General features: G+C 58.3%; 22 protein-coding genes. 4 read left to right on the top strand and 18 right to left on the bottom strand.

The window, feature by feature from the left end:
• Nucleotides 1-10: 10 nt before the first annotated feature.
• From NL154_RS16865 to NL154_RS16925, 13 genes are all read right to left on the bottom strand, one after another.
• Entirely contained in the window at nucleotides 11-970 is a 960-nt protein-coding gene (locus NL154_RS16865) for a carbohydrate ABC transporter permease (protein WP_245505449.1), read from the bottom strand.
• A 55-nt stretch (nucleotides 971-1025) separates the two neighbouring features.
• Nucleotides 1026-2414 carry an ABC transporter substrate-binding protein gene (locus NL154_RS16870; protein WP_434733048.1) on the bottom strand — a complete coding sequence of 463 codons (1389 nt, stop codon included), beginning with the start codon at nucleotides 2412-2414 and terminating at the stop codon, nucleotides 1026-1028.
• A gap of 510 nt (nucleotides 2415-2924) precedes the next feature.
• Nucleotides 2925-3266 (bottom strand): ArsR/SmtB family transcription factor, encoded by a 342-nt coding sequence (locus NL154_RS16875; protein WP_434733049.1) that lies wholly within the window; start codon nucleotides 3264-3266, stop codon nucleotides 2925-2927.
• Between the two features lie 55 nt (nucleotides 3267-3321).
• Nucleotides 3322-4215, bottom strand: a complete 894-nt coding sequence (locus NL154_RS16880; protein ID WP_434733050.1) for an amidohydrolase family protein — start codon at nucleotides 4213-4215, stop codon at nucleotides 3322-3324.
• 65 nt (nucleotides 4216-4280) lie between these two features.
• The gene (locus tag NL154_RS16885) at nucleotides 4281-5258 is read right to left on the bottom strand and encodes a substrate-binding domain-containing protein (RefSeq protein ID WP_434733051.1); all 978 of its coding nucleotides are present in this window, start codon (nucleotides 5256-5258) and stop codon (nucleotides 4281-4283) included.
• Between the two features lie 40 nt (nucleotides 5259-5298).
• On the bottom strand, nucleotides 5299-6309 hold the full coding sequence (locus NL154_RS16890; RefSeq protein ID WP_434733052.1) for an ABC transporter permease: 1011 nt from the start codon (nucleotides 6307-6309) through the stop codon (nucleotides 5299-5301).
• Nucleotides 6306-7808 carry a sugar ABC transporter ATP-binding protein gene (locus tag NL154_RS16895; protein ID WP_434733053.1) on the bottom strand — a complete coding sequence of 501 codons (1503 nt, stop codon included), beginning with the start codon at nucleotides 7806-7808 and terminating at the stop codon, nucleotides 6306-6308. Before NL154_RS16895 ends, NL154_RS16890 begins: the two co-directional genes overlap by 4 nt.
• 10 nt (nucleotides 7809-7818) lie before the next feature.
• Nucleotides 7819-9078, bottom strand: coding sequence for a TRAP transporter large permease subunit (locus tag NL154_RS16900; protein ID WP_434733054.1), 1260 nt, complete (start codon nucleotides 9076-9078; stop codon nucleotides 7819-7821).
• Nucleotides 9075-9605 (bottom strand): TRAP transporter small permease, encoded by a 531-nt coding sequence (locus NL154_RS16905; protein WP_434733055.1) that lies wholly within the window; start codon nucleotides 9603-9605, stop codon nucleotides 9075-9077. Before NL154_RS16905 ends, NL154_RS16900 begins: the two co-directional genes overlap by 4 nt.
• A 25-nt stretch (nucleotides 9606-9630) precedes the next feature.
• Nucleotides 9631-10638 carry a TRAP transporter substrate-binding protein gene (locus NL154_RS16910; RefSeq protein WP_434733056.1) on the bottom strand — a complete coding sequence of 336 codons (1008 nt, stop codon included), beginning with the start codon at nucleotides 10636-10638 and terminating at the stop codon, nucleotides 9631-9633.
• A 60-nt stretch (nucleotides 10639-10698) separates the two neighbouring features.
• Nucleotides 10699-11736 (bottom strand): transketolase family protein, encoded by a 1038-nt coding sequence (locus NL154_RS16915; protein WP_434733057.1) that lies wholly within the window; start codon nucleotides 11734-11736, stop codon nucleotides 10699-10701.
• The gene (locus tag NL154_RS16920; RefSeq protein WP_434733058.1) at nucleotides 11733-12572 is read right to left on the bottom strand and encodes a transketolase; all 840 of its coding nucleotides are present in this window, start codon (nucleotides 12570-12572) and stop codon (nucleotides 11733-11735) included. The genes NL154_RS16915 and NL154_RS16920 overlap by 4 nt, the downstream gene beginning before the upstream one ends.
• Before the next feature lie 29 nt (nucleotides 12573-12601).
• A complete protein-coding gene (locus NL154_RS16925; RefSeq protein ID WP_434733059.1) occupies nucleotides 12602-13363 on the bottom strand; it encodes an SDR family NAD(P)-dependent oxidoreductase in 762 nt (253 codons plus the stop codon).
• A 129-nt stretch (nucleotides 13364-13492) separates the two neighbouring features.
• On the opposite strand from NL154_RS16925, the gene NL154_RS16930 reads away from it, so the two are divergent.
• The gene (locus tag NL154_RS16930) at nucleotides 13493-14362 is read left to right on the top strand and encodes a LysR substrate-binding domain-containing protein (protein ID WP_434733060.1); all 870 of its coding nucleotides are present in this window, start codon (nucleotides 13493-13495) and stop codon (nucleotides 14360-14362) included.
• Between the two features lie 517 nt (nucleotides 14363-14879).
• On the opposite strand, the gene NL154_RS16935 is transcribed toward NL154_RS16930, so the two are convergent.
• The gene (locus tag NL154_RS16935) at nucleotides 14880-16406 is read right to left on the bottom strand and encodes an amidase (RefSeq protein ID WP_434733061.1); all 1527 of its coding nucleotides are present in this window, start codon (nucleotides 16404-16406) and stop codon (nucleotides 14880-14882) included.
• Between the two features lie 21 nt (nucleotides 16407-16427).
• Nucleotides 16428-17567 carry a mandelate racemase/muconate lactonizing enzyme family protein gene (locus tag NL154_RS16940; RefSeq protein WP_434733062.1) on the bottom strand — a complete coding sequence of 380 codons (1140 nt, stop codon included), beginning with the start codon at nucleotides 17565-17567 and terminating at the stop codon, nucleotides 16428-16430.
• A 130-nt stretch (nucleotides 17568-17697) separates the two neighbouring features.
• Here NL154_RS16940 and NL154_RS16945 point away from each other — a divergent pair, with 130 nt between their 5' ends.
• Complete coding sequence (locus NL154_RS16945) at nucleotides 17698-18465, top strand: GntR family transcriptional regulator (protein WP_434733063.1); 768 nt, start codon at nucleotides 17698-17700, stop codon at nucleotides 18463-18465.
• Between the two features lie 405 nt (nucleotides 18466-18870).
• Nucleotides 18871-20394 (top strand): sodium:solute symporter family transporter, encoded by a 1524-nt coding sequence (locus NL154_RS16950; RefSeq protein WP_434733064.1) that lies wholly within the window; start codon nucleotides 18871-18873, stop codon nucleotides 20392-20394.
• Nucleotides 20395-21276: 882 nt separating this feature from the next.
• Here NL154_RS16950 and NL154_RS16955 read toward each other — a convergent pair.
• From NL154_RS16955 to NL154_RS16965, 3 genes are all read right to left on the bottom strand, one after another.
• The gene (locus NL154_RS16955) at nucleotides 21277-22149 is read right to left on the bottom strand and encodes an isocitrate lyase/phosphoenolpyruvate mutase family protein (RefSeq protein ID WP_132589992.1); all 873 of its coding nucleotides are present in this window, start codon (nucleotides 22147-22149) and stop codon (nucleotides 21277-21279) included.
• Nucleotides 22124-23308 (bottom strand): pyridoxal phosphate-dependent aminotransferase, encoded by a 1185-nt coding sequence (locus NL154_RS16960; protein WP_434734108.1) that lies wholly within the window; start codon nucleotides 23306-23308, stop codon nucleotides 22124-22126. The genes NL154_RS16955 and NL154_RS16960 overlap by 26 nt, the downstream gene beginning before the upstream one ends.
• Nucleotides 23309-23476: 168 nt before the next feature.
• The gene (locus NL154_RS16965) at nucleotides 23477-24388 is read right to left on the bottom strand and encodes a LysR family transcriptional regulator (protein ID WP_132589994.1); all 912 of its coding nucleotides are present in this window, start codon (nucleotides 24386-24388) and stop codon (nucleotides 23477-23479) included.
• Between NL154_RS16965 and NL154_RS16970 the strand changes: the two genes are divergently transcribed.
• Nucleotides 24342-26150, top strand: a complete 1809-nt coding sequence (locus NL154_RS16970; RefSeq protein ID WP_434733065.1) for an ABC transporter substrate-binding protein — start codon at nucleotides 24342-24344, stop codon at nucleotides 26148-26150. The genes NL154_RS16965 and NL154_RS16970 overlap by 47 nt on opposite strands.
• The last annotated feature ends 86 nt before the right edge of the window (nucleotides 26151-26236 follow it).

A 26236-nucleotide genomic window follows, 5' to 3' on the forward strand; every position in this document is an offset into this window, starting at 1 on the left:
TTCCCTCCCCTTAGTTCACCCGACGGCGTACAGCCTGCCAGGCTTTGACCGTCAGGAACGCGCCAATCAAAACAATGAGCCAATTGACAACCATCAAGGCCGCGCCTCGACCAAAGGTCATGTTCTGAAATGCGGTGATATAGCCTTGGACTGAAAGCGCCGCCGTGGCATTGCCTGGACCGCCCTGAGTCGTTCCGAAAATGATGTCGAACTGATTGAAGGACTCGATCAGGCGGAAGACGGCGGCAATCAGAATATATGGCGCGACAAGCGGCAATTCGATCCGCCAGAATGTGGACCAGGCTTTTGCTCCATTGATGCGAGCCGCCTCACGAATGTCGTCGGTAATTCCTTGAAGCCCTGCGAAGATGATGAGGGCGAAGAATGGTGTGTAGGTCCATACATCGATCAGGATCACCGATATCAATGCAGTTGCCGGATCTGAAATCCACGCGAACGGTCCAAGGCCCACAAGGGAAAGCAGATAATTCAGGACACCGCTTTGCGGATTCATCATCGTGGTCCACATGAGGGCAACGCTCATTGGCGGCAGAACAAGAGGCAGGAGAATAACCGGTCTCAGCCAGCGCGCGAGCGAAACCCCTGAGGCAAAGAGCTTTGCGATCGCCAAGCCGAAGAGCGCCTGCAGCAATACCGCCGACAGCGCATAGGTCACCGTCACTCTGACGTTGTTCCAGAAATCAGCGGTATTCATCAGCGCAGCGTAGTTCGCAAACGCTACGAAACGTACGATCGGCCGACCAAGACGGAGGTCGGTCAGTGATTGATAAACGCCGTAGAAAAAAAGAAGTAGGAAGCCCAACAGGATGAGAACGGCTGGAGCGATTATGACTAGGCTGAACCAGTCGATCTGCTGGGCAGCCGGTATCTCGGATTTTCCGGTCAGTTGCGTTCTTTCGGGAGCGCTTGTTCGGACAGCCATCACCGTCTCCGAAACATGACGTGTCATTGTGGTCTCCATCCGGGTAAAGGAGGGCGGCAGCCCCAGCTGCCGCCATCTTGGCTTAAAGGCCGGCGCGGATTTCTTCTGCCAGCGCCTTCAGCGTCGCTTCCACATCAGCACCATTGACCATTTTCTGCATTGAAACAGCCCACGCATTCATCGCCTCACCGAAGCCGACACGCGCTGTGAAGGCCAGTGCGGCACGATCCTGCGTCGTCTTGAAGCTCTCGACGAAATTGTTGAACTCAGGCTTGGAGGCGTAGTCGAGCCAAGCTTTGTCGCTCCATGTTGAAGTGCGCGGCGGGTTAACCAGCTTGCCAGAGACGGCACCGGCGAGCACGATGTCTTTCGATGTCGCCCATTGCATGAACAACCAGGCAGCGCCCTTCTTCTGGGATGCAGAATTCATTGCCAGCGACCAGATCCAGATGTTCGATTCGAAGTTCTTGGCATTCGGCGCATGAAGCGGCGGAGCGAAAGCGATCTTTCCAGAGCCTGGCTGGCCGGCAACATCGTTCCAGAAGCCGAACATATTCGAGTCGATCGCCATGGCGGTGCGGCCGGATGAAATCCCATCGACAACCTGGTACCAGTTGTCGTTGGCGAACGAGGGTGCGGCACACTTCTTGATCATATCCACATAGTCTTTGTGGAATGCGATCGATTCAGGCGAGTCCAGGCCGGTGTCCAGCTTGCCGTCCTTCATGACGAAGTCCTTCACGCCGTACGAGCTTGCGATCGAAATGGCGGCAGTATGAATGCTGCTCCAGAAACGCACGCCGCGAACGCCGAGCGGTGTGACGGAAGGATCGGCAGCCCTCAGCTTCTCGCAGGCCGCAGCCATCTCCGGCGGAGTGGTCGGAACATCGATCTTATATTTGTCGAGGATGTCCTTCCGGTAGAAAAGCTGGATATTTTCAAAAGCATGGGGGATTGCCCAGACGTTACCGCCCTCACCCGGTGCGATCTGGCCGTCTTCCACCTTCCACGTCAGCGCTTTGCGAAGCGAAGGAAAGAAGTCGTTGTAGTCGTAACTGGCGCCAGTCAGCTTCGGATCATTCAAATATGCGTCCAGAGGTTCGAGCGAACCACCGGGGGCGAAGTCCCAGGCTGGCTGAATGCCGGTTCCAACGACATCCCAAGCGGGAGATTTCGTCGTAAGCTGAAGAGTCAACTTGTTCCAGTAGGAGTCGTCCGGGTAGAGTTCGGGGACAACTTTGATGCCGGTCAGCTTTTCGAACTCCGGCAGTTTAGCAGCAAGGGCATCGGCGTAGGGATGAATATCGTAGGCCCAGGTGATTGTCGTTCCTTCAAACTGACGCCAGTCAACTTTGTCGGCCGCAGTCGCGACAGAAACCAACCCCGTCGTCGCCATCATTATGGACACAAGAACGACACCTTTAGCAGCGTGTATTGCACTGCCGCGAACAACACTCACGAAGTAACTCATTTTCTCCTCCCTCGGCACACAGCCAGTTGACCTTGGCCAACCCTCTCCATTCCCGGGTTGCCCAGCTCCATGCATAGCGGCAGAATCCGCGGGCACATATGGGCTCCAGCGGCGATTTGAGTAAAATTGGGTAAGTTAGATACCTGACCCTCAGCGGGGGCGACCAACGGCGTCCCGAGCTCAGAAGAGCACCATGGGTGCTTAGTCGATCCATTCAGCATCCAGCGCCGGTCGCAATCATTGCAATGGCCGTCTCGAGCGTCTGCATGGGCGGCCGGGACACGAAAGGCACAAGCCTGCGTGGACTTTGCACCTTGTAGCCTGGCGCACGCTCGGCCCTCGGTGCCTTTCATTGCAACAGAATGACACTACCCTGCGTTTTCGATGACCGATCGACTGCGAGTGGTTCGGCGCCAACTTCCGAGAGCAGATGGTCCCGATCCTTAAGCCCGGCGACGTCCTCATCCTCGACACTCTCGGCTTCCATAAGGTCAAAGCCTGGAATTCCCTTCAGTCCATTGCCACATTATCCGCATAGATCGTGATTAATGCCGAAAGGATATTTGAAACCTCGCCAGCATCGCAATGATAAAGGATCTGTTGGGCATCGCGCCGCGTCGCAACTAACCCGGCATTCCTCAGCTTAGCCAGATGCTGAGACGTAGCAGAATGATCGAGGTGAACCAGGCTCGCTAACTCCCGGACGCTCAACTCGGTCGCGATCATCAGCGATAACATCTGCAGCCTTTTGGCGTTAGCCATGACGGTCAACAGCGAAGATGCCCTGTCAACGATGTGAGGGTTGCTCGCAAAGCGCGCAAAAACGTCATATTCGCCTGAATCCTGTGTCATCGTCCTTTCTCCAATCGGGTTAGGAGCATCGATTGAGGCGAAACCTGCTACCACCTCAAATTCTGTAAAGACGCGCCGCGTTGTCATGGAAAAGAGCGAGCTGCTCGTCGCGCGAATAGTTCGCCACAAGGGCTCTAAAACTGTCCATAATCTTGTCATAGCTGCCGAACAGCTTGTCTACCGGGAAGTTCGAAGCGAACATGCATCTGTCGACGCCGAATGCCGCGATTGCCTCCTCCACGTAAGGCCTGATGCTATCCAGCGTCCAAGTCCAATCTCCCATGCCGAGACCGGAAATTTTGCATGCAATGTTGGGCGCTTGGGCCAGCATGCGCATTCCCTTTCGCCAGCCCTCGAAATGGCTAGGGCCATCGACCTGCATTCCGGTGTGATTGAGAATGATCTGCACGTCGGGAAAATCCCGGGCGAGTTCGAGGAATTCTTCCATCTGCCAGTAGTAGAGCTGAAGGTCGAAGCTGAGGCCTCGCCGTGCCAGTTCCTTGAAGCCTCTGCGCCAGTCCGGCGTCCGGCTGACGACAGGTTCAGTGAGATAGGTCTTGGCGGGATCCTCGTGATAGTTCATCGACTGCCGGATGCCGCGGAAGTTCGCGTAAGCCATGTGCTCGTCGAGGAGATCGCCGACGTCGCGCTTGCGCAAGTCGGCGTATCCGACAATCCCGTGAGGGAAGCCGTGCTTGTCGGCCACACTTTGCAGCCAACGCGTCTCGCCGGCGGGGTCCTTCGGATCGTATCCGACGTCGAGATGCACTGCCTTCACCAGGTTCTGATTCCTGGCGTCCGCCAGAAAATCGTCGATGAGGTAGGTTTTGTTGATCGCGGTGTAGTCGCCGAAGGCGGACGGTTTCACGCCGTCCGACAGCCATGGATAGTAGTTGTTGTCGAGATCCCACAGATGGAAATGCGGATCGATGATTGGTAGGTCGTCCATGATTGTTGCCCTTCGAGAGTCGCTAAAAGGGACGCCGGCCAGAACAGCCGGCGCCCGACTCCAAGTTAGTTCGCCGGCGGGAACACACGCGCTATGACGGCCTTTGCCTCCGGGGTATCAACCTTGTCCGCGGTGACGAGCGGCATGACGAGAGCGAGATCCTTTTTGACCGGCGCACCGGAGAGCGCGTTGAACACCTGCTGTGTGCCGTCTATTCCCTGCCCGACAGCTTCCTGGAAGAAGATGCCCTGGATTGCGTTCGACTTCAAAAGCGCGATCGTCGTCGGGCTGCCATCAGCAACCGCAATGCCGACCTTGCCAGTAAGTCCGCGGGTTTGCAGAACCTTCGCCGCACCCGTCCCGGCTTCGTCATACATGCCGTAGATAGCCTTGATATCAGGATGGGCCGTCAACATGTCATTGGCCTGCGTGACGGCTTCGTTCACGGTAAGCCCCCTTGTCTCCAGCATCTGCGCCAGCTCGCATCCGCTTGTCTTGAAGGCCTCTTCCGCTCCCTTCAGATACTTCTGGGCATTCTCGCGGTCCTGTGGCAGCGACAACATCCCGACCTGATTGCCACCGCGGTCCTTGGCAAGCTTGCAGACGAACTCGCCCTGCGCCTTGCCGGTCTCGTAGTTGTTAGCCGTTACCGACGACGTGTAGTCGGTTAGGCCGGGCTGCGGGCCGATACCGGCGAAGGCGATCGGGATGTTCTGCGATTTCAAATATGCGAGAAGCGGTGGCGTGCTCGTGGAACTCACCGGGCCGATCACGATGGCGTCTACGCCCTTGGTTACGGCGGTGCGGGCGTTATCCATCTGTTTGGCCGGTGAATTTTCCGAAGTGTACTCGACGTAATCCATGCCGAGTTCCTTGGCCTTTTCCTTCACACCGTAGCCGACCCACTGCCAGTAGGATATGTCGAGCGATGGCGCGAGGTAGGCCACCGTCTTCTTCTCCTCAGCCTGGGCGGCGGCCGCCAGTGAAAGGGCCGCCATTGCGACGCCGGCAAACAGCCCAACTGCGCGTTTCGATTTTGTCATTTCGTTCCTCCTCCAAAAACCGGCACGGGCCGGGTTGATGTCAAACGGCCCCTCGCCGCGACTTGCTGAAGCGGTCGATAAGAACCGCAATAAGAATGGCGACACCTGTGACGGAGCCCTGCCAGAAACTGTTGATGCCGATGAGGTTGACGCCGTTCTGGATGACCGTGATCATTAGCGCGCCCAGCACCGCGCCGACCGCGGTTCCCGTGCCGCCTAAAAGGCTTGCTCCACCGATCACGACCGCGGCGATCGCCTGGAGCATCAGGCTCGATCCGGCCGTGGATTCGGCGTTGAGAATGTAGGAGATCGTCAGGAGGCCGGAGAACGATGCAAGCAGCGCCGACGCGACGTAGGCCATGAATTTCGTGCGCTTGACGGGGATGCCGAGCAGATAGGCAGCCGTCGAACTGCTGCCGACAGCATAAAACCAGCGTCCCGCCACCATCTTCTTTAGAAAGAGTTCGATCACGACCAGAAGCACGACGCAGAACAGGATGTAATTCGGAACGCCCGGTATCAGACTGCCGCTATTGAGGAGCCAGAAGTCCGGATCGCCGATCGGCATCGACCGCCCGTTCGTAACGATGAATGCCAAGGACCCGGCAACTGCGAAGGTGATTAGTGTGACGACAAAAGGCGCCAGACCTGCAATCGTCACCAAGAATCCGTTGATCGATCCAAACACGAGCCCGACGCAGAGACCAATGAGACTTGCGGAGACGCCGCCGAAGCCGCTGGCCATCGCCTGAGCTGTTACCATGCCGGTCAGCGAGAAGACCGATCCGACCGATAGATCGATGCCGCCGGTTACAACGACCAGAAGGACGCCGAGCGACATGATGATGAGCGGTGCCCCGGCCTGGGTAATATTTGCGAAGTTGCCCCAGGTCAGCGCCTGCGGCACTTGAGACCCCACAGCGAGCGCCAGAAGAACGATCGCGATAGCAATCGCAATCTCCGTCCGATACGCGCTGAAAAGGCTTTCCCTTTGTTTAATGTCGGCTGTCGACGTCTTCGTCGGAGCGATTTGAGCCTGTGTCCCGGTCATGCTGCCATTCCAGTCAATGTAACGAGTTTCTCTTCGCTGAAATCGTCCTGCTCCAGGACGCCGGCACATCTTCCTTCGGTATCGAAGGCGACGACGCGGTCACACACTTCCAGCAGTTCGGCGTTTTCGGTGGACCACCAAACAATGACCGTGCCACTGGCTGCCATCTGCCTGATGAGCTGATAGATTTCACGCTTGGTTCCGATATCGACGCCTCTGGTCGGTTCCTCGAGGACCAGCAGCCGGGAGGGCACACCTAGCCAGCGGGCAAGCAGCAGCTTTTGCTGCGTGCCACCGCTCAGCGTGCTTGGCAGATCCCAGACGGAAGCAGCCTTCACTTTCAAGGCCTTCAGCAAATCGAGGCATTCGGCCGCTTCAGAGCCGCCGGCGCGGAGCGCGCCTCTGGTCACGCGGCGGGACGCCATGACGTTATCGATGATCGGAAGACTGTGTAGGACACCCTTTTGTGCCCGATCGCCGGTCACATATCCCGCTCCCAGGCGGGCAGCTTTGCGCGGCGATCGGAGCTGGTCCGGCCATCCCGCACGCGCAACCGTCCATCGCTTCTTCCGGGCGGCGCCCGTTAGCCCTGCGATCAGTGCTGCCGGGCCAGCCGGCGCGCCGGCCACGCCGAGCACTGTGCCCGGTTGCAGTTCCAGCCTGAAACCTGCCTCCTCGAGTGTGATGGTGTCCGTTGCAGCGGAGGCGTCCGACCGGTATGCGACCCGCGGCGCCCCTCCCGGTGCATGAGAAGATGCCACCTGCCCCATCTTTTCGATGATGCCGGCGTCCGTCAGCTCTTCCATCGGCTGACGATCCACCACCGTGCGGCCGTCGCGGATGATCGTGCAGACAGCGGCGATCTGCCTGATCTCTTTCATTCGGTGCGAGACAAACACAACCGACAGACCGGTATCGCGGGTAAGCCGCCGCAGGACCGCAAACAGTCTCTCCGTCTCAAGAGCTGTGAGATTGGCAGTCGGCTCGTCGAGGAGGATCAATTCCGCACCCGATGAAAGAGCCCTGGCAATTTCAACCATCTGACCTTCGTGGAGGCTGAGGCTACCAACCAGCCTGTGCAAGGACCTGGCAGCAAAGTCCTGGTCGATCATCCGCAGTGCGTCATGGGCCTGTGCCGCTGCGGCCGTACGCCGAAACAAGGCGGCACCTCTCCTGTGATGCGGTAGAGCAATGTTTTCGGCGACAGTCAGATGCGGCAGAAGCGCAAGTTCCTGATGCACGACAGCGACCTTCACCCGGCCCTCGGCCTCGCTCCGTTCGTTGCCCTCGCTGTCGAAGAAGCGGATCTCTCCATCGTTGCGCGAGGCGGCGCCCGTGATGATCTTGATCATCGTCGACTTGCCGGCGCCGTTACCGCCAAGCAGCGCATGAACCTCCCCCCGCGCAACAGAAAAGTCGACGCCTTTGAGGACCGCGGTCGCACCATAGGACTTTGTAAGTCCTCGGACGGTGATGACGTTCTTTGACGTTTCACTCATCGAACGCTCCTCAGTAGATCGTCAGCGCGGGCACGAAGCTGACCGCCAGCAGGAGGAGCATGGCCATGCCGAAAAACGGCCAGAGCTCGTTGGTCGTCGTTCCCAGGGGTGCCTTTGCGATTGACGACGAGATGAACAGGGTGGTGCCAATCGGCGGCGTATAGAGACCAATCCCCAGATTGATCACCATCATCAGGCCGAGCTGGACCCGATCCAGACCGATGGAGTCAGCGAGAGGGACGAAGATCGGTCCAAGCAACAGGATGGCCGGTGGCATGTCGAGCGGCATGCCGACAACGAGCATGATGACGTTCATCATGAGAATGATGACGATCGGGCTGGAGATGTGCGTCGAGACCCACTCGGCCATGTGCTGCGGAGCCTGATCGAATGTCAGAACCCAGCCGACCGCCGCGCTGCCCATGATCACGAGCATGACCACGCCCGTCGCGACACCCGCCTCCACCATGTTCTCACAGAAGCGTTTCCAGGTCAGGTCACGGTAGAATAGGACGCTGAGCAGCAGCGAGTAAACGACCGAGAGGACCGAGACCTCTGTCGGCGTCGCCAGGCCGGATCGCAAAAAGACGATGATCAGGATCGGCAGCAGAATTGCCGGGAAACTTTGCAGTGCCAGTCGCGCCAGCTCGCGCTTGCGGACCTTCACGGCTTCAGCGGCATACCCCCGCCTCACGGAGACATACCAGCAGACGAACACGAAGCTCGCCGCCATGATCAGCCCCGGAACGATGCCTGAGATAAAGAGGTCGCCCACGCTGACGCCGCTGATCAGAGCGTAGAGGATCATCGGGATCGACGGCGGGATGAGGACGTCGATCACAGCGGAGGTCGCATTGTTGGCGGCGCAGAGCGCCGGCGGAAACCCGTGCTTCTTCTGCCAGGGGATGAGAACGGAGCCGAGCGCACTCGCATTCGCCACGGCCGAGCCTGATACGCCGCCAAAGACGACGGAGGATACGACGGTGGTCGACAGCGGTCCGCCCCGCCACCGTTGCATTGCGCGAGAGGCGAGCTCCAGGAGCTGACGCCCCAGTTCACCGCCAAGCATCAGCGTGCCGGCAAGCATGAAGAACGGGAGCGCCAGCATCGGGAAGGACTGGGTCTGGTCGTAGACCTGCTGGGCGACCACCGAGAGCGGGACGTAACCGTTGAATAGGACTCCAAGCCCCGCTGCAATGATCAGCCCATAGCCGACGGGAACGGCGAGAACCATGAGGACGCAGAAGGAAACGATCATCACGAGTGTCATAGCGCGATCTCCTCGGGCTTGATTTCGAGGCGGTGATCCCAGCCGAGGCGGAGAACGCGGACGGTCGCGGCGATGGTAACGATGGACACGAGCACCGCGCCGATCGACAGCGAGTAATAGCCGATGCTGTTCGGAAGCTGCAGAACGGGGCTGTGTTCAGCCCCGGCGATCTCGGCCACCACGGTCGCCTGATATGCCAGCACCAGAAATGCGGCGACGCTGATCGCGTTCGCCACGATAAGGGCCGTCGTCCGAGCACTGCCTTCGAGCTTTTCGTAGAGCCATTCGACGGCCATGTGCCCGCCCGCATGGGCTGAAATGATGATTCCGGCGATGATGAACCAAGGAAACATTAGCATCGGCAATTCCTGGGCGAACGAAAGCCCGCCGCTCGCCGAAACATATCGAGCGATGACATTGGCCGTGGTGACCACCGTCAGCGCGATGCCGCTGACGATGATGACTGATCTCGCTAAGATGACGATGATGCCGGCGACCAAATCGACGGCCGAATATAATCTGCTCATGAGGCACCTCCAGGTCGTAAAGGCCTCAGCCCCTCGCGGCAGCTTCCACCTGCGCGACGAAGTCGCCGAACGGCTTCTTCTTCCAATTGTCCGCGACGGAAGCGGTCGCCTTGACGAAGGCATCGTGATCGACTTCGACGACCTCGACCGCAGAGTTCTTCTTGAAGTTCTCCAGCACCTGCGCGGCCTTCTCGCTCGAGAGCTTCCGCTGCAGAGCACCCGCCTCCTTTGCCGCGGCCCTAACCGCCTCTAAATCAGACCCCAAGCGGGCCAGAGCGATCTTCGACATCAGGAACGGGGTGGATTCCCACTTGTGGGCGGTCAGGCTGATGTACTTGTTGACTTCATGGAGCTTCGAACTCTCGATATTGGCGAGTGGATTCTCCTGTCCGTCGACAACGCCCTGCTGCAAGGCGATGTAGAGTTCGCCGAAGGCGATCTGTTCGGTCCCTGCACCCAAAGCCTGGAAGATATCGATCGTCATCGGATCAGCAGGTGTTCGGATCTTCATGCCGGCCAGATCTGCCGGAGCTGCCACCTTCCGCTTCGAGTTGGTAAGATGGCGGATGCCATTGTCCCACCAGTCGAGCGGAACGACACCGACGGCCTCGAAGCGCTTGTCAAGTTCCGCACCTACCGGCCCGTTGAGAACGGCCATGGCTTTGTCGGTGTTCTCGAAAAGGAACGGCAGGCCGAGCGCGCTCAGTTCGGGGACGATCGCCGAAGTGGCGCCCTGGCTGTTGGCAGTAAAGTCGAGCGCGCCGGTCCGGAGGCTGGTAAGCATGGCGGAATCGCTACCGAGCGTCTCGGCGCCCGCAACGTTGATCTGTATGCGGCCCTCGGTCTTCTCCTTGACGAGTTGCGCGAATTTCTCAGCCGCAACCGTTCTGGGATTGCCTGGCGCTGCCCCATGACCAAGTGTGAGTGTCGTCGCGGCGGCACTGGCGGATCGGCTCGATAGCACAACTGCGGGAGCTGCGAGAGTCGCGGCGGCGGTCGCCAGGAAAGTCCGTCTCTTTACTTGAAAGCTCATATCATCCTCCGTCATAAGCTTTTCTTTTGTCGGCCAGCTCTCCTCAACTGGCCGTTTTCATCACGTCGAAAGCCAGGCTTTCACCGCCTCCGTGACCTTGAGCGTCGAGAGACCGTACTGGTCGTGGAGAGTTGGCAAAGCGCCTGCCTCCAAGAATTGGTCCGGCAAGCCGATCTGGCGGAAAGCCGGAGGTGAGACACCGGCGCGCATCAGCGTCCCGGCGACGGCCTCACCGAGTCCGCCGATGACGGTGTGGTTTTCTGCGACGACTACGAGGCGCCCGCTTTTCCCGCATTCGGCGATGATCGTGGCCTCGTCGAGAGGCTTGATTGTCGGAACGTGCAGGACGGCTGCGTCGACGCCGTCCTTCTCAAGCTGCCTGGCAGCCTCGAGCGCCCGCATCGTCATCAGACCCGACGAGATGATCAGAGTATCTTTGCCGTCCCGGATGAGCTTTGCCTTGCCAAGCTCGAACTTGTAGCCGTACTCCTCAAGAACCACTGGCACGTTGCCGCGCAGAAGGCGCATGTATACCGGGCCTTTATAGGCGGCGATCACCGGCACTGCCTGCTCGATTTCGCTTGCGTCGCAGGGATCGAGGATCGTCAGGTTCGGCATCCCTCGAAACATTGCGAGATCTTCCGTCGCCTGGTGGCTCGGCCCATATCCCGTTGTCAGACCCGGAAGCGCGCACACGATCTTCACGTCGAGCATCTCCTCAGCGATCGCCAGGCAGATGAAGTCGTAAGCCCGCCGAGATGCGAAGACGGCATATGTCGTCACCCAAGGCTGGAAGCCTTCGCGCGCCATGCCCGCCGCAGACATCATCAGCAGCTGTTCCGCCATTCCCATCTGGTAGAAGCGGTCCGGGTGAGCCGCACGGAACACGTGCAGGTCGGTATATTTCGCGAGGTCTGCGGACATGCCGACGATACGCTCGTCACGACGGGCCAATGCCGCCAATGCATTGCCGAAGGGCGCCGGCCTCGTCGCCTGATCGGGTCCGGCGATCGATGCGATCATCGCCGACGTCGTCAGCCGAGGCTTGTCGTTGCCGCTTTCAAGATGCGCCGGCCGAATGTATTTCGAACGCCTCATGCTTCCACTCCCGCGTCGATGATCCTGAGGGCTTCCGCCCATTCGTGAGGTTCCACCCGCAGGAAGTGGTTTCGATCGCGCGCCTCGAGGAAGGGCACCCCCTTGGCCATCTTCGTGTCGCAGATGATGATTCGAGGCTTCTCATCCGTGTGGCTGCGAGCGGCGTCGAATGCCATCACGAGCGCATTAATGTCGTTCCCGTCCACCCGTTGAACGAACCAGCCGAAGGCTTCTAATTTGGGGCCCAACGGTTCGAAATTGAGCACGCCGATCGACGGACCGTCGGCCTGCATCTGGTTGACGTCGACGATGCCGATCAAGTTGTCGAGCTTGTAGGAACCCGCCGACATCGCCGCTTCCCATGTCGAGCCTTCGTCGAGTTCGCCGTCGGAAAACAGGTTGTAGACGAAGGATGACGACTTCTTTCGCTTCAGAGCGAGAGCCATCCCGACGGCTATGCCAAGACCATGCCCGAGCGATCCTCCGGTGATCTCCATGCCCGGCGTGTAGGCCGCCATGCCGGACATCGGCAGACGGCTGTCATCGGTGCCGTAGGTCTCCAGCTCATCCTCGGGAATGATCTTGGCCTCGATGAGCGCTGCATAGAGCGCGATGGCGTAGTGGCCGATCGACAACAGGAACCTGTCGCGTCCTTCCCATTCCGGATCCTCCGGCCGGTAATTCGTGGCATGGAAGTATGAGACCGCGAGCACGTCGGCGACGCCGAGCGCCTGGGCGATATAGCCCTGCCCCTGAACTTCACCCATGCGAAGCGCATGACGTCGGATGCGGCGGGCCCGCTCGTTCAGGCCGATGTTGTGTCCAATCTGGGTCATGTGGGTTTCCCCTGGTCAGTTGGCGGGTTTCAGTGGATGAGCATGCCGCCGTTGACATCGATCACCGCACCCGTGACGTAGGCCGACAGGTCCGATGCGAGGAACAGGTAGATGTTGGCGACGTCGTTCGCTTCCCCGAGCCGGCTCAAGGGAATGCCCTTGATGATGTCAGCACGCATCTGGTCGGTGAGCTTGCCACCGGTGATGTCTGTCTGGATAAGGCCGGGCGTTACCGAGTTGACGCGGATTCCCACCGGCCCGAACTCACGAGCCATCGCCTTGGCGAGGCCCAGTACGCCTGCCTTAGCGGCGGAATAATGCGGGCCGCCGAAGATCCCGCCCCCACGCTGCGCCGACACTGAAGACATGCAGGCGATCGATCCGCCGCCATTGTCGCGCATATAGGGTATGAAAGCCTGGCTCAGGAACAAAACGCCGGTCATATTGACGGCGACAATCCGTTGCCAATCAGCATCCGTGATGTCTAACGTCTTGACGGGCTGAGTAATACCAGCGTTGTTGATCAACGCGTTGACGGCACCGAAGGAAGCAATGACCTCGGAGGCAGCCCTGGTGCAGGAGTCCTTGTCGGCAACGTCGCAGCGCAGGCCAATGTGGACCCCGGCATCAATGGTTGGCAAGCTCGCAGCCGCTTCCGCAGCGGCTTCTGAATCGATATCGAGGATCGCAATGCGAGCGCCGTGCTCGGCGAAAAGCTGTGCTGTGGCACGACCGATGCCGCGCCTGCTCGCCGCGCCCGAAATGACCGCGGTCTTCCCATTCAATAGCATGTAATCTCCTCCCGATGCTTCCCAAGCATCTGGCAATTCATTTGGCTTGCAGGGGCGAACCTGACTTAGTCGACGACATTCGACAAACGCGAAGTTTACAACGGTGGGTGAATCTGGTTCACTAATCAAATGTTACAGATGGCTTCCCTCTCCGCTGTCCGCATCTTTGAAGCCGCGGCCCGACTTGCTTCCTTCCGTGCTGCCGCGGAAGAATTGCACCTGTCGCCAAGTGCTGTCAGCCACGCGATTGCAAAGCTGGAACGGGATCTGGGCACCTCTCTGTTTGAACGCAGCACACGCAAGGTCAGTCTTACGCTTGCGGGGCAGACGCTGCTCTCCCATGCCTCCAACGCCTTCGAAGAGCTTCGGCGCGGTGTTGAGAGGATTTCATCGAACAAGGCGCATCTTTTGCGGGTTCACTGCGCCCCGAGTTATGCCGCGCAGGTGCTGTCGCCACGGCTCCCGGACTTTCTCATCAAGAATCAAGGAGTGGAAGTCAGAGTGGCGGCAAGCACGAATTATGCGCGGTTCGTCGACGGCCTCTTTGACGTGGACATCGTTTACGGTGAGCCTTCCAACCGAGAGGATCTCATCGTCGTGCCTCTGGGCGAGGAAATCGTTTCTCCGCTTTGCTGTCAAAAAATGGCAGAGAGACTGAAGTCGCCCCGCGACCTCTCGCGGGTTCCACTCATCCGAAGCGACTTGAAGCGAATCCAATGGATCGACTGGTTCGAACTCAACAATCTTGGGCCAGCTCCGTTGCCTGCGATGAGCTTCGACAGAAGTTTTCTTGCAGTCGACGCGGCGGCAAATGGCCTGGGGGTAGCTCTGGAATCCAACACGCTGGCGAAGCGGGAATTAGACAACGGCCGTCTCGTTCACCCTTTCAGTTACACCCGAGACAATCGCTATATCGGCCACTATCTTGCCTATCCCAAGGCAGGAAGCCAACGCAGACTTGCGAAACAATTTGCGGATTGGCTTACGCGGCAAACCTAGACCTCCGCCGCAAAAAAGCAGCCGTAGCATACTTCCCGACTGTTTTAACATGGCGGTAGGGTTGGAGCATGTCACGGTCGAGGTGGCAAATGAGATGGGAAATTCATCTTTGGTCTTGCAATGTCGTTTGCAGTATCGCCGTCAGGCTTCGCGGGAGAGAGGTGTCACGCTTGCGAACGCCGACAGACTCATGACGGTCCTTCATCACTGCTTTGTATCCGCAGGGAAGGAAGCAATCAGCCGCTGCAGATCGAGATCGCCGAGGATGATATCGGCTCGCTGATTCAGAACTTCGTCTTGGAAAAGTCCACGCGATTGTCGCTACCGCGATCGACACCACGACGACGCCGAAAATGATGAGACAAGATACCATCGTCTATGTCAACGGCGAGCCGGGGGCATAGACCGACTCGATGGAATTGGGACCGCGGTTGGCGCGACGAAGCCCCTTGTGCCGAACCCCGCCGCTGTAGAAGTCATCGCCGAAGAGTAGTCCGCAACAGCGGACTCCAGTCTTTCAGGAGATTAGCCCAGCGTGAATTGGTGGAAACGCTTCAAACCATTCCGGCTTCCACCTCTCGAGTTGTGTTGCGATCTGTAGCAGCAGATCTTCGCGTCCCCATTTGGCATGTAGGAGAACACCAATCGGAAGCCCCTCGCCGTCAAGTCCGGCCGGCAGGGAGATGCTCGGCATTCCAGTTTCGTTACCGGGCATAACGTAACGACAGGCATCGCAAAGCCTGGAAACCCACGGCTCAAGCTCCTGGTCTCGCAAGAGCGAGTACGGCCCATTGGCTTTCTGTGGTTGTATAGCGAACGTCGGAGTTAGCAGAAGATCAAATCGGCTCATAAAGCGACCAAACGCGCGCGTGACTTGGTTATTGCGCTCCATAGCCCGCCAAACGTCGTATTTGTCGTAGCGATCTGCCGCCAAATAGTGGCGGTAGATCATTGGTGTCACGTGGTTCTCTAGATCGTTTGGATCGACGCCGCGTTCCTGCGCGTCCCGGCGAAGCTGTGCATTGCTCGAAATCCAGGTCGTCACATAGCCATCCCACATTGCCTCCCAATCGCAGATCGTGGAATCGTCGATTTCTTCCACCAGGTGACCGAGCTTGTCGAGCAAACCGCCAACGCTGCGCACGCGCTCCGAGACCTCGCTTACCGTCTCCGTGCCGCGACCCCACCGCCCCGTCGACAGACCGATGCGCAGTGGGCCTGGCTCGCGCGATGCCGCAGACACGTACGATTCGGGCGGCGCCCCGAGGTGAATGAATGTACTACCACTGGGAATGCGTGTGAGGTAATCATAGATAGCTGCGGTGTCGCGAACACTACGCGTCAACACACCGTCTACGACGTGCCGGGTCATATACTCATTCATTGCGAGCGGCTGGGGCACTCGTCCGCGGCTTGCTTTCAGGCCTACCAGCCCGCAAAATGAAGCGGGAATGCGTGTTGACCCTCCCCCGTCCGATGATGAGCCAATCGGAACCATCCCTGACGCCACTGCTGCTGCCGACCCTCCCGAGGAGCCCCCCGGGGTTCGATCCAAGTTCCAGGGATTACGGGTGACCGTGACCTTGCCAAGATGGTCGGTTGTAGTGTCAAACGAATTTCCGAATTCAGGCGTGGTCGATCGCCCGATTGGAATAAGTCCGGCCTGCAGATAATTTTCAACGACGGGATCGGTGGATGTTGCCACGTGGTTCCGATAGAGCTTCGACCCAGCTTCCTGCCTCCGTCCCTTGAGACTGGAACCGAGGTCTTTAAGAAGCATCGGCACGCCGTAAAGCGCCCCGCTCTTGTCTGGCCCGTCAACCTGAATGTCTTCGAGGGTGTTTTCGTAGACTTCGAGTACGGCGCTGAGTTGAGAGTTGAGGCGTTCGACCGCCGCCGCCGCCTGCGCTGTCGCCTGCCGAGGACTGATCTGTTTACTTCGGATTAGCTCCGCAAGCGCAACGGCATCTTGTTTGATCCACTCTTCCCAACTCATTGCAAGGTCTGTTGTTGATGTCATATGCCACCTGTACGAATATTCCATGTCCGGTTGCCGGACAGCTAATCATTTGATGCGGTAATGTTTGATCACATCTGGATCCGGATCGATTCCAAGTCCCGAGCCTTGGGGAATGAATAGCTTGCCCTCTTTTGGGACCGTAGCGCCTCCATAGAGTTCGGCTTCGAAGTCGCAATAGAGCCGTTCAAGCAAGGGAACGGTACGCTGTGCCGCATTGATGTGGATCGTGGCGATCATTCCGGGTCCAAACAGAGCGCAGTGGGGCACGAACTCCACTGCACTTGCCTCGCACAGGGCGGAAATTTTCAGCAGCTCCGAAATGCCCCCCGTTTTGGCGACATCAGGTTGCGCGATGTCGATCGCCTGAGCATCGATCATCGCAGCGAAGTCATGAAGCGAGCCGGCATTTTCTCCAGCGGCGATGCGGTGACGCTTTTCTGCGCGAATGCGTGCGAGCCCACGATAGTTCTCCGGCGGCCAGACGGGTTCCTCCAGCCATAGAAGGCCAAGGTCGCCGAGGCGCGCGTCCATAACGAGAGCCTCTGCCACGGACCAAGGACAGTTCACGTCCAGCATAACCGCCGCTTGCCCCTCAGCCGCCTTGCACGCTGCTGCGATTTCTGGGTACGTCACTTCGTGAAGCTTAATATGTCGGTAACCGAGGGAGATCGCTTGACGCGTCGCCGAGACGACCCCCTCTTGGTTGTCGTAGCGCAACAGGCTCGCATAGACGCTGACATCCTGTGCAAAGGCGCCCCCAAGCAGGTCCACGAGCGGCAGTCCTGCCGCCTTGCCTGCAATGTCCCACAAAGCAATGTCAACAGCAGAAATCGCATACATAGTCGGGCCGACACGGCCAAAATTCTGCAGCCCGAATTCCAGCTTGAATTTGATTTTCGAAATTTCCGCAGCATCCTCGCCGATGATCAGCGGGAAGATCCTGTTTTCGATGAGGTTTTTGAGCGCGATGTCCTCTGTCCGGGAGAAAGCCTCCCCCCAACCCACAAAACCGTTTTCGGTCTCGATTCTGACGAGCATTGTGTCGAACGTGTTCTTTGGCGGACCGGTAAAATTCCAAACCGGTTTCGCATCACTCTGAAAAGGAATGGCGACCAAAATGGCTTCAGCTTTAACGATACGACCAGCTTTTAGGGCCTGCTGACTAATGGCACGTTCGACGTTCAAGGGGTTCTCCATGATTGGGATCTCTCCCGCTGAGCCCGGAAAAGCCTAGCGAGGTGTTTGGGAGACGCGGAGGCGATCCCTTACACCCATGATTGAGACTGCAGGCGCGACCAGAGTTAATTGTTAACAATTGACGATTGTTGATGATTTCTATAGACGAAGTCAACCAGAAAACGAAGGCAAGGAACTCATGAACGGTATTGCAGACCTCGAACCAGCAACGAAGCAAAGTCTGGACCGCGTTGCCGCAAACAGGCTGCGTGATGCGCTCGTGTCGGGACGAATTGCTGCAGGCGCCCGTCTGACAGAGATCAGCCTGGCTGAGCAATTCGGCCTGTCACGCGGAACCATTCGAGCCGCCTTGCAGCGGCTCGTTTCCGAAGGCCTTATAGTGCAGCGGCCTTATACAGGCTGGGAGGTGACTACCTTGACGCCCCACGATGTCTGGGAATTGGGCACGTTGCGAGCGAGCCTGGAGGGTCTGGCGGGACGGCTTGTGGCGGAGCGGATTGACGATGGTGCAAGGTCGGCTCTCACGAATGCCATTCGTGCTATGGAGGATGCTGCTCGCGACGAGAATGAAGATTTTTTGGCGGCTGATCTTGCGTTTCACAGGACTGTTGTAGGGCTATCGGGCAACAATCGGCTTGCTCAACACTATGATCTCATCACCAATCAACTGAGACTTTATATTGCATCATCCAACCATCTTGTCGGAATCGAGGGCGGCATCATCGCGCGGCATCACGAACTTATCCAACCAATCCTGAAGGGCGACGGTGATGCCGCAGAGCAAGCGTTTCGAAGCTTTTTCCAGCGTTCTAATCGCGAACTTGCCGACTTTCTTGCGCCAACTCAACGAGAGCCAGAAAAAACGGGGCCTGTTTCAAAGGCATAAGCCAAGCATTAAATCCGAGAATCCTTGGCCGATCTTCCCTTTTCGTGATGCGTGTCGAGACCTAATGACGGAGGCAAATCTCGCTCGTCTAAGCAGCACTACCCGCATATCCAGTAACTCCGCTGCTTAGGGTCAAAGGCCAAGCGTGCGATACCGTGCTCTTCAATAGCATACATCCGAGCCGGAATTCAGAAGCGTCGCCCAGCCCAGGTCGAATGGGATCATCAGAGATGTGAAAAGCCTACCTTGACATAATCCATAAACTTTGTAGATTTTTAATTGTTAACAATTATCAGTCGCCAATCCCACCGGATTAACGTTGGAGCCATGGTTGGACAGCCAAGCTGTTTCACATCTCCGCACATTCGGATTGCGACCAGGCTTTGAGATCTAGAAGAGGGACGCATGAACAAGGAAATGTTGGTCTCGGGGGGCCTCCCCCAGCTCTATGGTTACTTACAAATGATTCTGCTGGCATTCGTGCTGTTGGTCTTGTCCTACACGATCAAGCGTATCTTCGTGCGTAACACCCACGGCTTCATCATCGCCAATCGACAAGTGGGATTCGGGTTCGGAGTGGGCGCGGTTATCTCTGCTTGGACCTACGCGATGGCGGTATTGATGAGTGCGGGGATGACATTCCAGTGGGGCCTGTCCGGACTGCTGTGGTTCGTGGTTCCGAACGGCTTTGCGGTCATAGCGATGATCCCGTTTGCTCGCATTCTTCGCCGGAGCATGCCGAATGGGTACACTATCCCCGAGTTCATTCGCCATAGATTCAAGGATTCGAAACTAGCGTCCGGCGTCGTAACCTTGACCGTGGTGTTGGGAGCCCCCCTCGCCATCCTTATCAATCTCAAGGGCCTGTCGATCGTCATGTCTGTCGTCTTCGGGATTAAGCCCGAATTGGCTGCATCCGTGGGCATTCTTTGCATATTGGCCTACTCCTACTTCGGGGGTTTGTGGACCAGCGTCATCACCGGAACATTGAATACGCTGATGCTAACTGTGCCGTCCGCCATTGTGGTGATTGCCGTGTATCATTTTATACCCGGGGGGGCGGACGCAGTATTTTCTGCTGTGGGTGAAGCTAATCCCCAGAACCTGAGCGTACTGCGAGCGGATGCTGCGGCCGGGTTCGGTATCACCCTAGCATTCGGTCTGCTTACGGCTATCGGCGACCAAGCCCTCTGGCAGAAAGTCTGGTCCATCCGCAGCCGTGAAGTCACGCGGGTGTTTTTCTGGGCAGGTGCCCTCTTTTACCCCATTCCCATAGCGGCGGGCATGCTTGGCTTGGTTGGAATTGCCTACGGTCTGACACCTGCGGATATCGGCGGCGACATCGTTGCCATCGGACCCTATATCGTGTCCCACCTTGGCCTACCTCTCATTCTCGTCCTGCTCTATTGCCTTACGATCCTGGCGGCATCGTATTCGAGCATTGATGCTGCGAGTTCTGCACTCTCTTCCGTAGTCGCAGTCGACATCGTACGAAGGCTATGGCCTGACACGAACGAGCGCCGCCTGTTCCTGATCACAAAGGTCTCGATCCTTTCCGGTGGAGCGGTCGGCCTGGCCATATTGCTCACTGGTATTGACTTCACCTCGCTGGTCTTGACGGAGTCGTCGCTGCGAACGGCCATCCTGATTCCCTTCGTTCTAGCAATCATCTGGTCACGCACCAACACAGTCGGCTTTGTCGGCGGTGTCGTGCTTTCGATCATACTTGGCCAAACAGTTCGCTATATCCACGGTGAACTCTGGGGTACGCTTACCACTTTGGGAGTGAGTGGCGGTACGGTTCTTGTCGCGGGCCTGCTGGACGGGCGGAAATTCGATATGGCGTCGCTGCAAAATGTCAGAAGCGAAATCGGTGTCGATAGCACTGTTCCCGCCCCTATCGGCCAATTCGAAACAGCAAAAGTCTAAAGGTGAAGTAATGTGGATATTTCATATCGCACTGGCACTGGGCGCGGTGGCGACGCTCCTCTTCTTCATTGGTCTTACGCGGGGAGCCGTCGAAGCCATTCGGGACTCTGACAAAACGTCCGACGAAAACGAAACCGCTGAAGACGGCGGTTACGCCTGGACGGCCATTGGAGCCATAGTAGCATCCAGCGCAACCGTCACGTTGGCGGGGATAAGTCCCATATTCATCTATCTGGGGCCTCTTCTAGCCATCGGAAGCGCAGCCGGGATTGGTATCGCTTTCCTAGTTGGAGATCGAAGGTGAATCAGGCGGCGCAGCCTCACGGGCTTTGGGAATAGCCTGTGAGTTGCTCTCCTCATCAAACCAGAACCAATTTGCGGGTCCTTAGAGAACTCGAAGCCGCCAAACACATCCCGGTCGCTGCAGCAGCCGCTTGCGGAGACCTGTGTCCTCCGCAAGCAGCTTCCGCCGATGAACTTCACATCTGGTTTGATTTGAAAGGCAGCAACGTTCCAGGAGATCGACGGGCAGGATCTTACCATCTTCGGATCTGGTGACGAGTTGTCGCTGAACTGGCGCTGCAGATAGCGTTGTTGGACCCAGACCCGTAAAGCAGGACGGCTACCGTTGAATGCTGATAGCAGTTGCCAAGTGGTTGTGGCTTGTCTTCGGCATCGCCACTCCCGCGATGAGAATGTTAAGGATGCGCAAGCGGTCGTGGACTAGGTTGGTCGAGCGACAACCGGATCTTAAACCACTGCTCAATCTCGTCGAGCAGTCCGCGAACGGTGTGTGAGTCCGATCGTTGTCGCGGTTTAGGCGGCGGCGTTCACCTTCAAACAGTTCCTGATGCTTGAAAGACCCGGTCCCCATGGTACCTCCTATCTCAGGAACCGCTTTTCGGCGGCCTTAACCTGATCCATCTTCTGCAGGCGGAAAATTTCCTCCACCGGCACGATATCCTTGTGGACCCTCTGCACGCCGCCATCGGCGATGATCCGCCTGAAGGTATCCTGCATAGCGGTTGTGGCAGCACGAATACCATAGTTGCCGTAGATGGTCATACGGATGTTGCCGAGCGCCCTAATGCGCGTCGCGTCGAGCTCGGGATAGGCGTTCGGAACGATGGTGAGCGGAACCGGCCCCTTCCATCCGCGCGAGAAACTCTCGATCTCGGCAGGATCCTTCCTCTTCGAGTGAATGAGCACCATGTCGGCGCCAGCCTCGGCATAGGCCATGGCGCGCTCCAGCGCCTCTTCCTCTCCTAAGCCGGCGATCAGAGCTTCGGTGCGGGCGATGACGAGGAAATCCGGATCGTTGCGGCTTGCGACCGCCGCCTCGATCTTGCCCCGGAACTCCTCGATCCGCAGCAATTCCTGGCGGCCATCGGCGGCAAGGCTGGTGACCTTCGGGAACGTCTTGTCTTCGATGACAATGGCGGCAGCGCCGGCCTTCTCGTATTCGCGGATCGCATGAATGACGTTCAGGGCGTTGCCATAGCCGGTGTCGATATCCGCGACGATCGGCAACGAAGATTGGCCAGCGATCGCCCGCAGCATGTCGAGATGCTGGGTCATGGTGATCAGGCTCATGTCCGCAAGTCCATAGAGGGCCGAGAGCTCGAAACCGGACGCCCAGATGCCGTCGAAACCGGCTTCTTCGGCGAGGATCGCCGAGAGCGGACTGTGGGCTGCCATGATGTGGACGAGGCCGCGCTCGGCCATCGCCTCACGCAGTTTTCTTGCTTTGCTCACAGGTCTTCTCACTTTCGGAAAGGGCTTCACAGGCAGCAAGGATGCGGCCGCAGGCGACGTTCACCTCCTCAAGCGAGGCGGCGTAGGAGATTCGAATATAGGGCGAGGCCATGAAGCCGCTGCCTGGGACGACGGCAACGCCGAACTGCTCTAGGAGGTAGAGTGCGAAGTCCGTGTCGGTTTCGATCAGCTTTCCGTGCGGCGTGACCTTGCCGAGCACACCGCCGCAATTGACGAAGACGTAGAAGGCGCCGTCCGGCGTCCGACATTTGAGCCCCTGCGCCTCGTTGATCTTCTCGACCACCAGATCGCGGCGCTTCTCGAAGTCGGAGACGAAACCGCCGAGATAGTCCTGGTTACCGCCGATCGCCTCGATCGCCGCATATTGCGAGATCGAGCTGGTATGCGACGAGGTCTGTCCTTGGATCGTGTTCATTGCCTTAATCAGTTCCTTCGGGCCGGCACCATAACCGAGCCGCCAGCCGGTCATGGCACTAGACTTGGAAACGCCATTGACGGTCAATGTCCGGTCGATGAGATCGGGGGCCGCCTCAGCCATGGTGGCGAAGCGCTTGCCGTAGACGAGCTTCTCGTAGATGTCGTCGGCAAGCACATGCACCTGTCTGTAGCGACGAATCACGGCCGCAAGGTCGGCAAACTCCGCCTTCGAATAGACCGCACCGGTCGGGTTGTTCGGCGAGTTCAGCATCAGCCACTTGGTGCGTGGCGTGATCGCCGCCTCGAGATCCTCCGCCTTGAGCTTGAAGCCGAAATGCTCGTGGCACTCGACCAGCACCGGCTCGCCGCCGGCAAGCCACACCATGTCGGGATAGGAGACCCAGCAGGGCGTTGGGATGATCACCTCATCGCCCGGATCGAGGCTGGCGAATAGTCCGTTGAAGACCACCTGCTTGGCGCCGCAGCCGACGGTGATCTGGTCTATATCGTAGTCGAGATTGTTGTCGCGCTTGAGCTTGTCGCGGATTGCCTCGCGCAGCGGCTTGACGCCGGCAACCGGCGTATAGCGTGTCCTGCCGCTGCGGATTGCAACAATGCCAGCGTTTTGGACCGCGGCGGGCGTGTCGAAATCCGGCTCGCCCTGGCTGAGTGTGATGACATCAACGCCCTTTTCCTTAAGCGTGGCGGCCGCGGCCGTCATGGCCTTGGTCTGAGAAGGACGGACGGCTTGTAGCCTTTTGGCGATGAGTGGCAAGGCAACTCTCCTCGAAGTGCTGGGTCTGATCCAGAACTAACGGGAGCTTTTACCACCTGCCAGTTGGCACATCGCGCAAATCGGCGTTAGTGATCGCATTTTGCGATAGCTTGCTTACCGCGTCAGAGTATCTTCCTCTGTCATTTTTCGGCAGAGGCGGGTCAGCCAACGGCAGAAAGCTCGCGCGACATCCGGGTTGCTGCTGCGGTCGACCGCGTAGGCACGGTACTGCATGCCACTCGGTGCACGAGAGCCTGAAAGCACCTCAAGCAGCCCCTGCCGGATCAAATCCGCGACGAGTATATGGGGCGCCACCAGCAGCGTCTGCCCCGTGGTGACGGCAGGCAACGCCAGGTAGTGGTGGTCGTACCGCGCGCCTGAGGTAACATCCGCCGTCTTGAGATCCATCCCCCGCAGCCAGATAGGCAAAATGTCGGGGCGAGACGTGACAGCAATCACGGGAGTGCTTCGCAGCGCGTTCAGCCCGCGGCCGGCAATGCAGTCAGGGGCGCCCACGCAAACCAGTTGCTCGTCATAGATGTCCCAGCGGTCGGAAGGCTCGGTCAATGTAAGGTCTCGGGTCAGGAGGACATCGAAGCTGTCCGTGGAGGTCGGCGCTGAAAGTGTACTGATCACATCCACCGTCACGCCACTCATTTCCTTCGAAAAATCGCGCAGGTTCGGGATCAGGACCGTGTAGGCGAAGGTGGCGAGCGAGGTGCGAACGACAAGCCTGTTACCATCCTTTCGACCGTTTCGTCGCATCCGCTTCGCCGTGAACAGAATTGTGTCGAGGGGCTCGCCAATCGCATCGGCGAACAGCCTACCGAAGTCGGTCAACTGGCTTTGCCGGCCACGCCGCTCAATCAGCTTGGTGCCCAGATATTCCTCCAGGACCGCAAGGTGGCGGCTGACCGAGCTCTGGGTAATGCCGAGGGTCTTGGATGCCCGGGTAACGCTGCTGTCGCGCGCAACCTGTATGAAAGCACGCACGGCGTTGAGGGAAAGGTCCCTATCGTCTGTCACAAGCAACTCCCTAGTACCGCGGCCATCCATCCGCTGTCGTGGGATTGCTATCGCATTTTGCGATGATTGTCATGTCACTGTAATGAATGCCGTTGATGTTTTCGGCGAGCTCTGGCGCCTCTCTAATCGGCGGCATCAGAATGATCATCAACCTCGGAAGCACAACGCTCGCTTCGGCAAGGATGTTTGGAACATGCGCAATCTGACAGCTACAAGACGCAGCATTTTGGCCGCCGGCGCCGCCGGTGCTTTCATGTCGATAACAGGCTTGCCCTTTCTGGCCCGCGCCGAGGACCGGCGTGTTCTCAAGGTTGCAATGTCTGCCTTTCCGGCAGCAATCGAGCCTGTCCTCTATAATAGTACGGCTGCACGTCGCGTTATCCCTCAGATATTCGACACGCTCATCGCCTTTGATCAGACAGAAAAGCTGGAATTGCGCCCGGCGCTTGCCGAGCGCTGGGAACGTGTCGACGGCAGAGCAGTTCGTCTTTTCCTGCGCAAGGGCGTTTCTTTCCATGGGGGCAATCCATTCACTGCCCAGGATGTTGCCTTTTCACTGAGCCCAAATCATCTCCTCGGCCCCGGCAAGGCTGGTAAATCGGTCGCAATGCAGACCCTCGAGACGATCGACCGCGTCGACGTTGTTGACGACCACACTGTCATCGTTCGGGCAAAGGGCGAGGATGCCCTGCTTGAAAAACGTCTGGCCTCATGGTCATCGGAAATCGTCAGCAGCCGTGCTTTCGAAGCGGCTGGATCCTGGGATAAATGGATAGCGGCTCCCGTTGGTACGGGTCCCTATCGCTTCGTCAGCCAGAAGCTTGACATCAACATCGTACTCACCGCCTTCGACGATTATTGGGGTGGCAAGCCACCCTTTGCTGGCATCGAATTTCGCATCGTCCCCGAACTTGCTTCGCGGATGAACGCGCTTGCCGCCGGGGAAGTCGACTTGATCACCGACCTGACGCCCGACATGTTTTCCGAGATCGAAGGGCGGCAGGGGCTCGAGGTCGCGGGTGGTCCGGTCCAGAATACGCGCTCCTTGGTCATCGACACAACCGGGCCGGTACTCTCGAACGTCGGCGTTCGCCGGGCATTGAGCGTGGCTCTCGACCGCAAAGCGCTGGTGGAGGCGCTCTGGCAAAATCGGCTGCCGATCCCGAACGGCATGCAGCTCCCGAGTTTCGGCGAAGGTTACATCGAAGACTTCCCCGCTCTTGCCTACGATCCCGACCTGGCTCGCAAGCTCCTCGGCGAAAGCGGCTACAAGGGTGAAACAATCACCTACAAGCTTCTGAACAACTATTATCCGAACCAGGTCGCCGGCGCTCAGATCATGGTCGAGATGTGGCGGACTGTTGGCCTCAACGTCGAACTCAAGATGATGGAGAACTTCGGTCAAATTGAGCAGAAGCCGATCAACGCGATCTACGACAACTCAACGACGGCGATCTTTCCAGACCTGCTCGCCCACGCCTGGCGGCTCTTGGGACCGAACGGCGAGCTCCCCGAGCTCGGTATGTGGCAAGACAAGGAGTTTTTCGCATTCGGCGAAAAACTCAAGTCGACTGTTGAAGTCGCTGATCGACGGACAATCATCCGCGAAATGCTGGAAATCATTGATGAGAAGAACCCGCCCTGCGTCATCCTGCACGGGTCTGGTCAATTCTACGCGAAACGAAAGGACGTCATCTGGCAGCCCGGCCAGACGCTCGATCTGAACTTCGGCCCGTTCAACACTGCATACACGCAGAAATGATGGTCACGCTTGGAGAAAGGCCGGTGGAAAACCTCGCCGAAGCCACCCCAAAATCCGTACCTCCGGCGACCTCGTCGCGGGAAGCC

This window comes from Rhizobium sp. YTUHZ044, assembly GCF_051123975.1.
Taxonomy (GTDB): Bacteria; Pseudomonadota; Alphaproteobacteria; order Rhizobiales; family Rhizobiaceae; genus Rhizobium.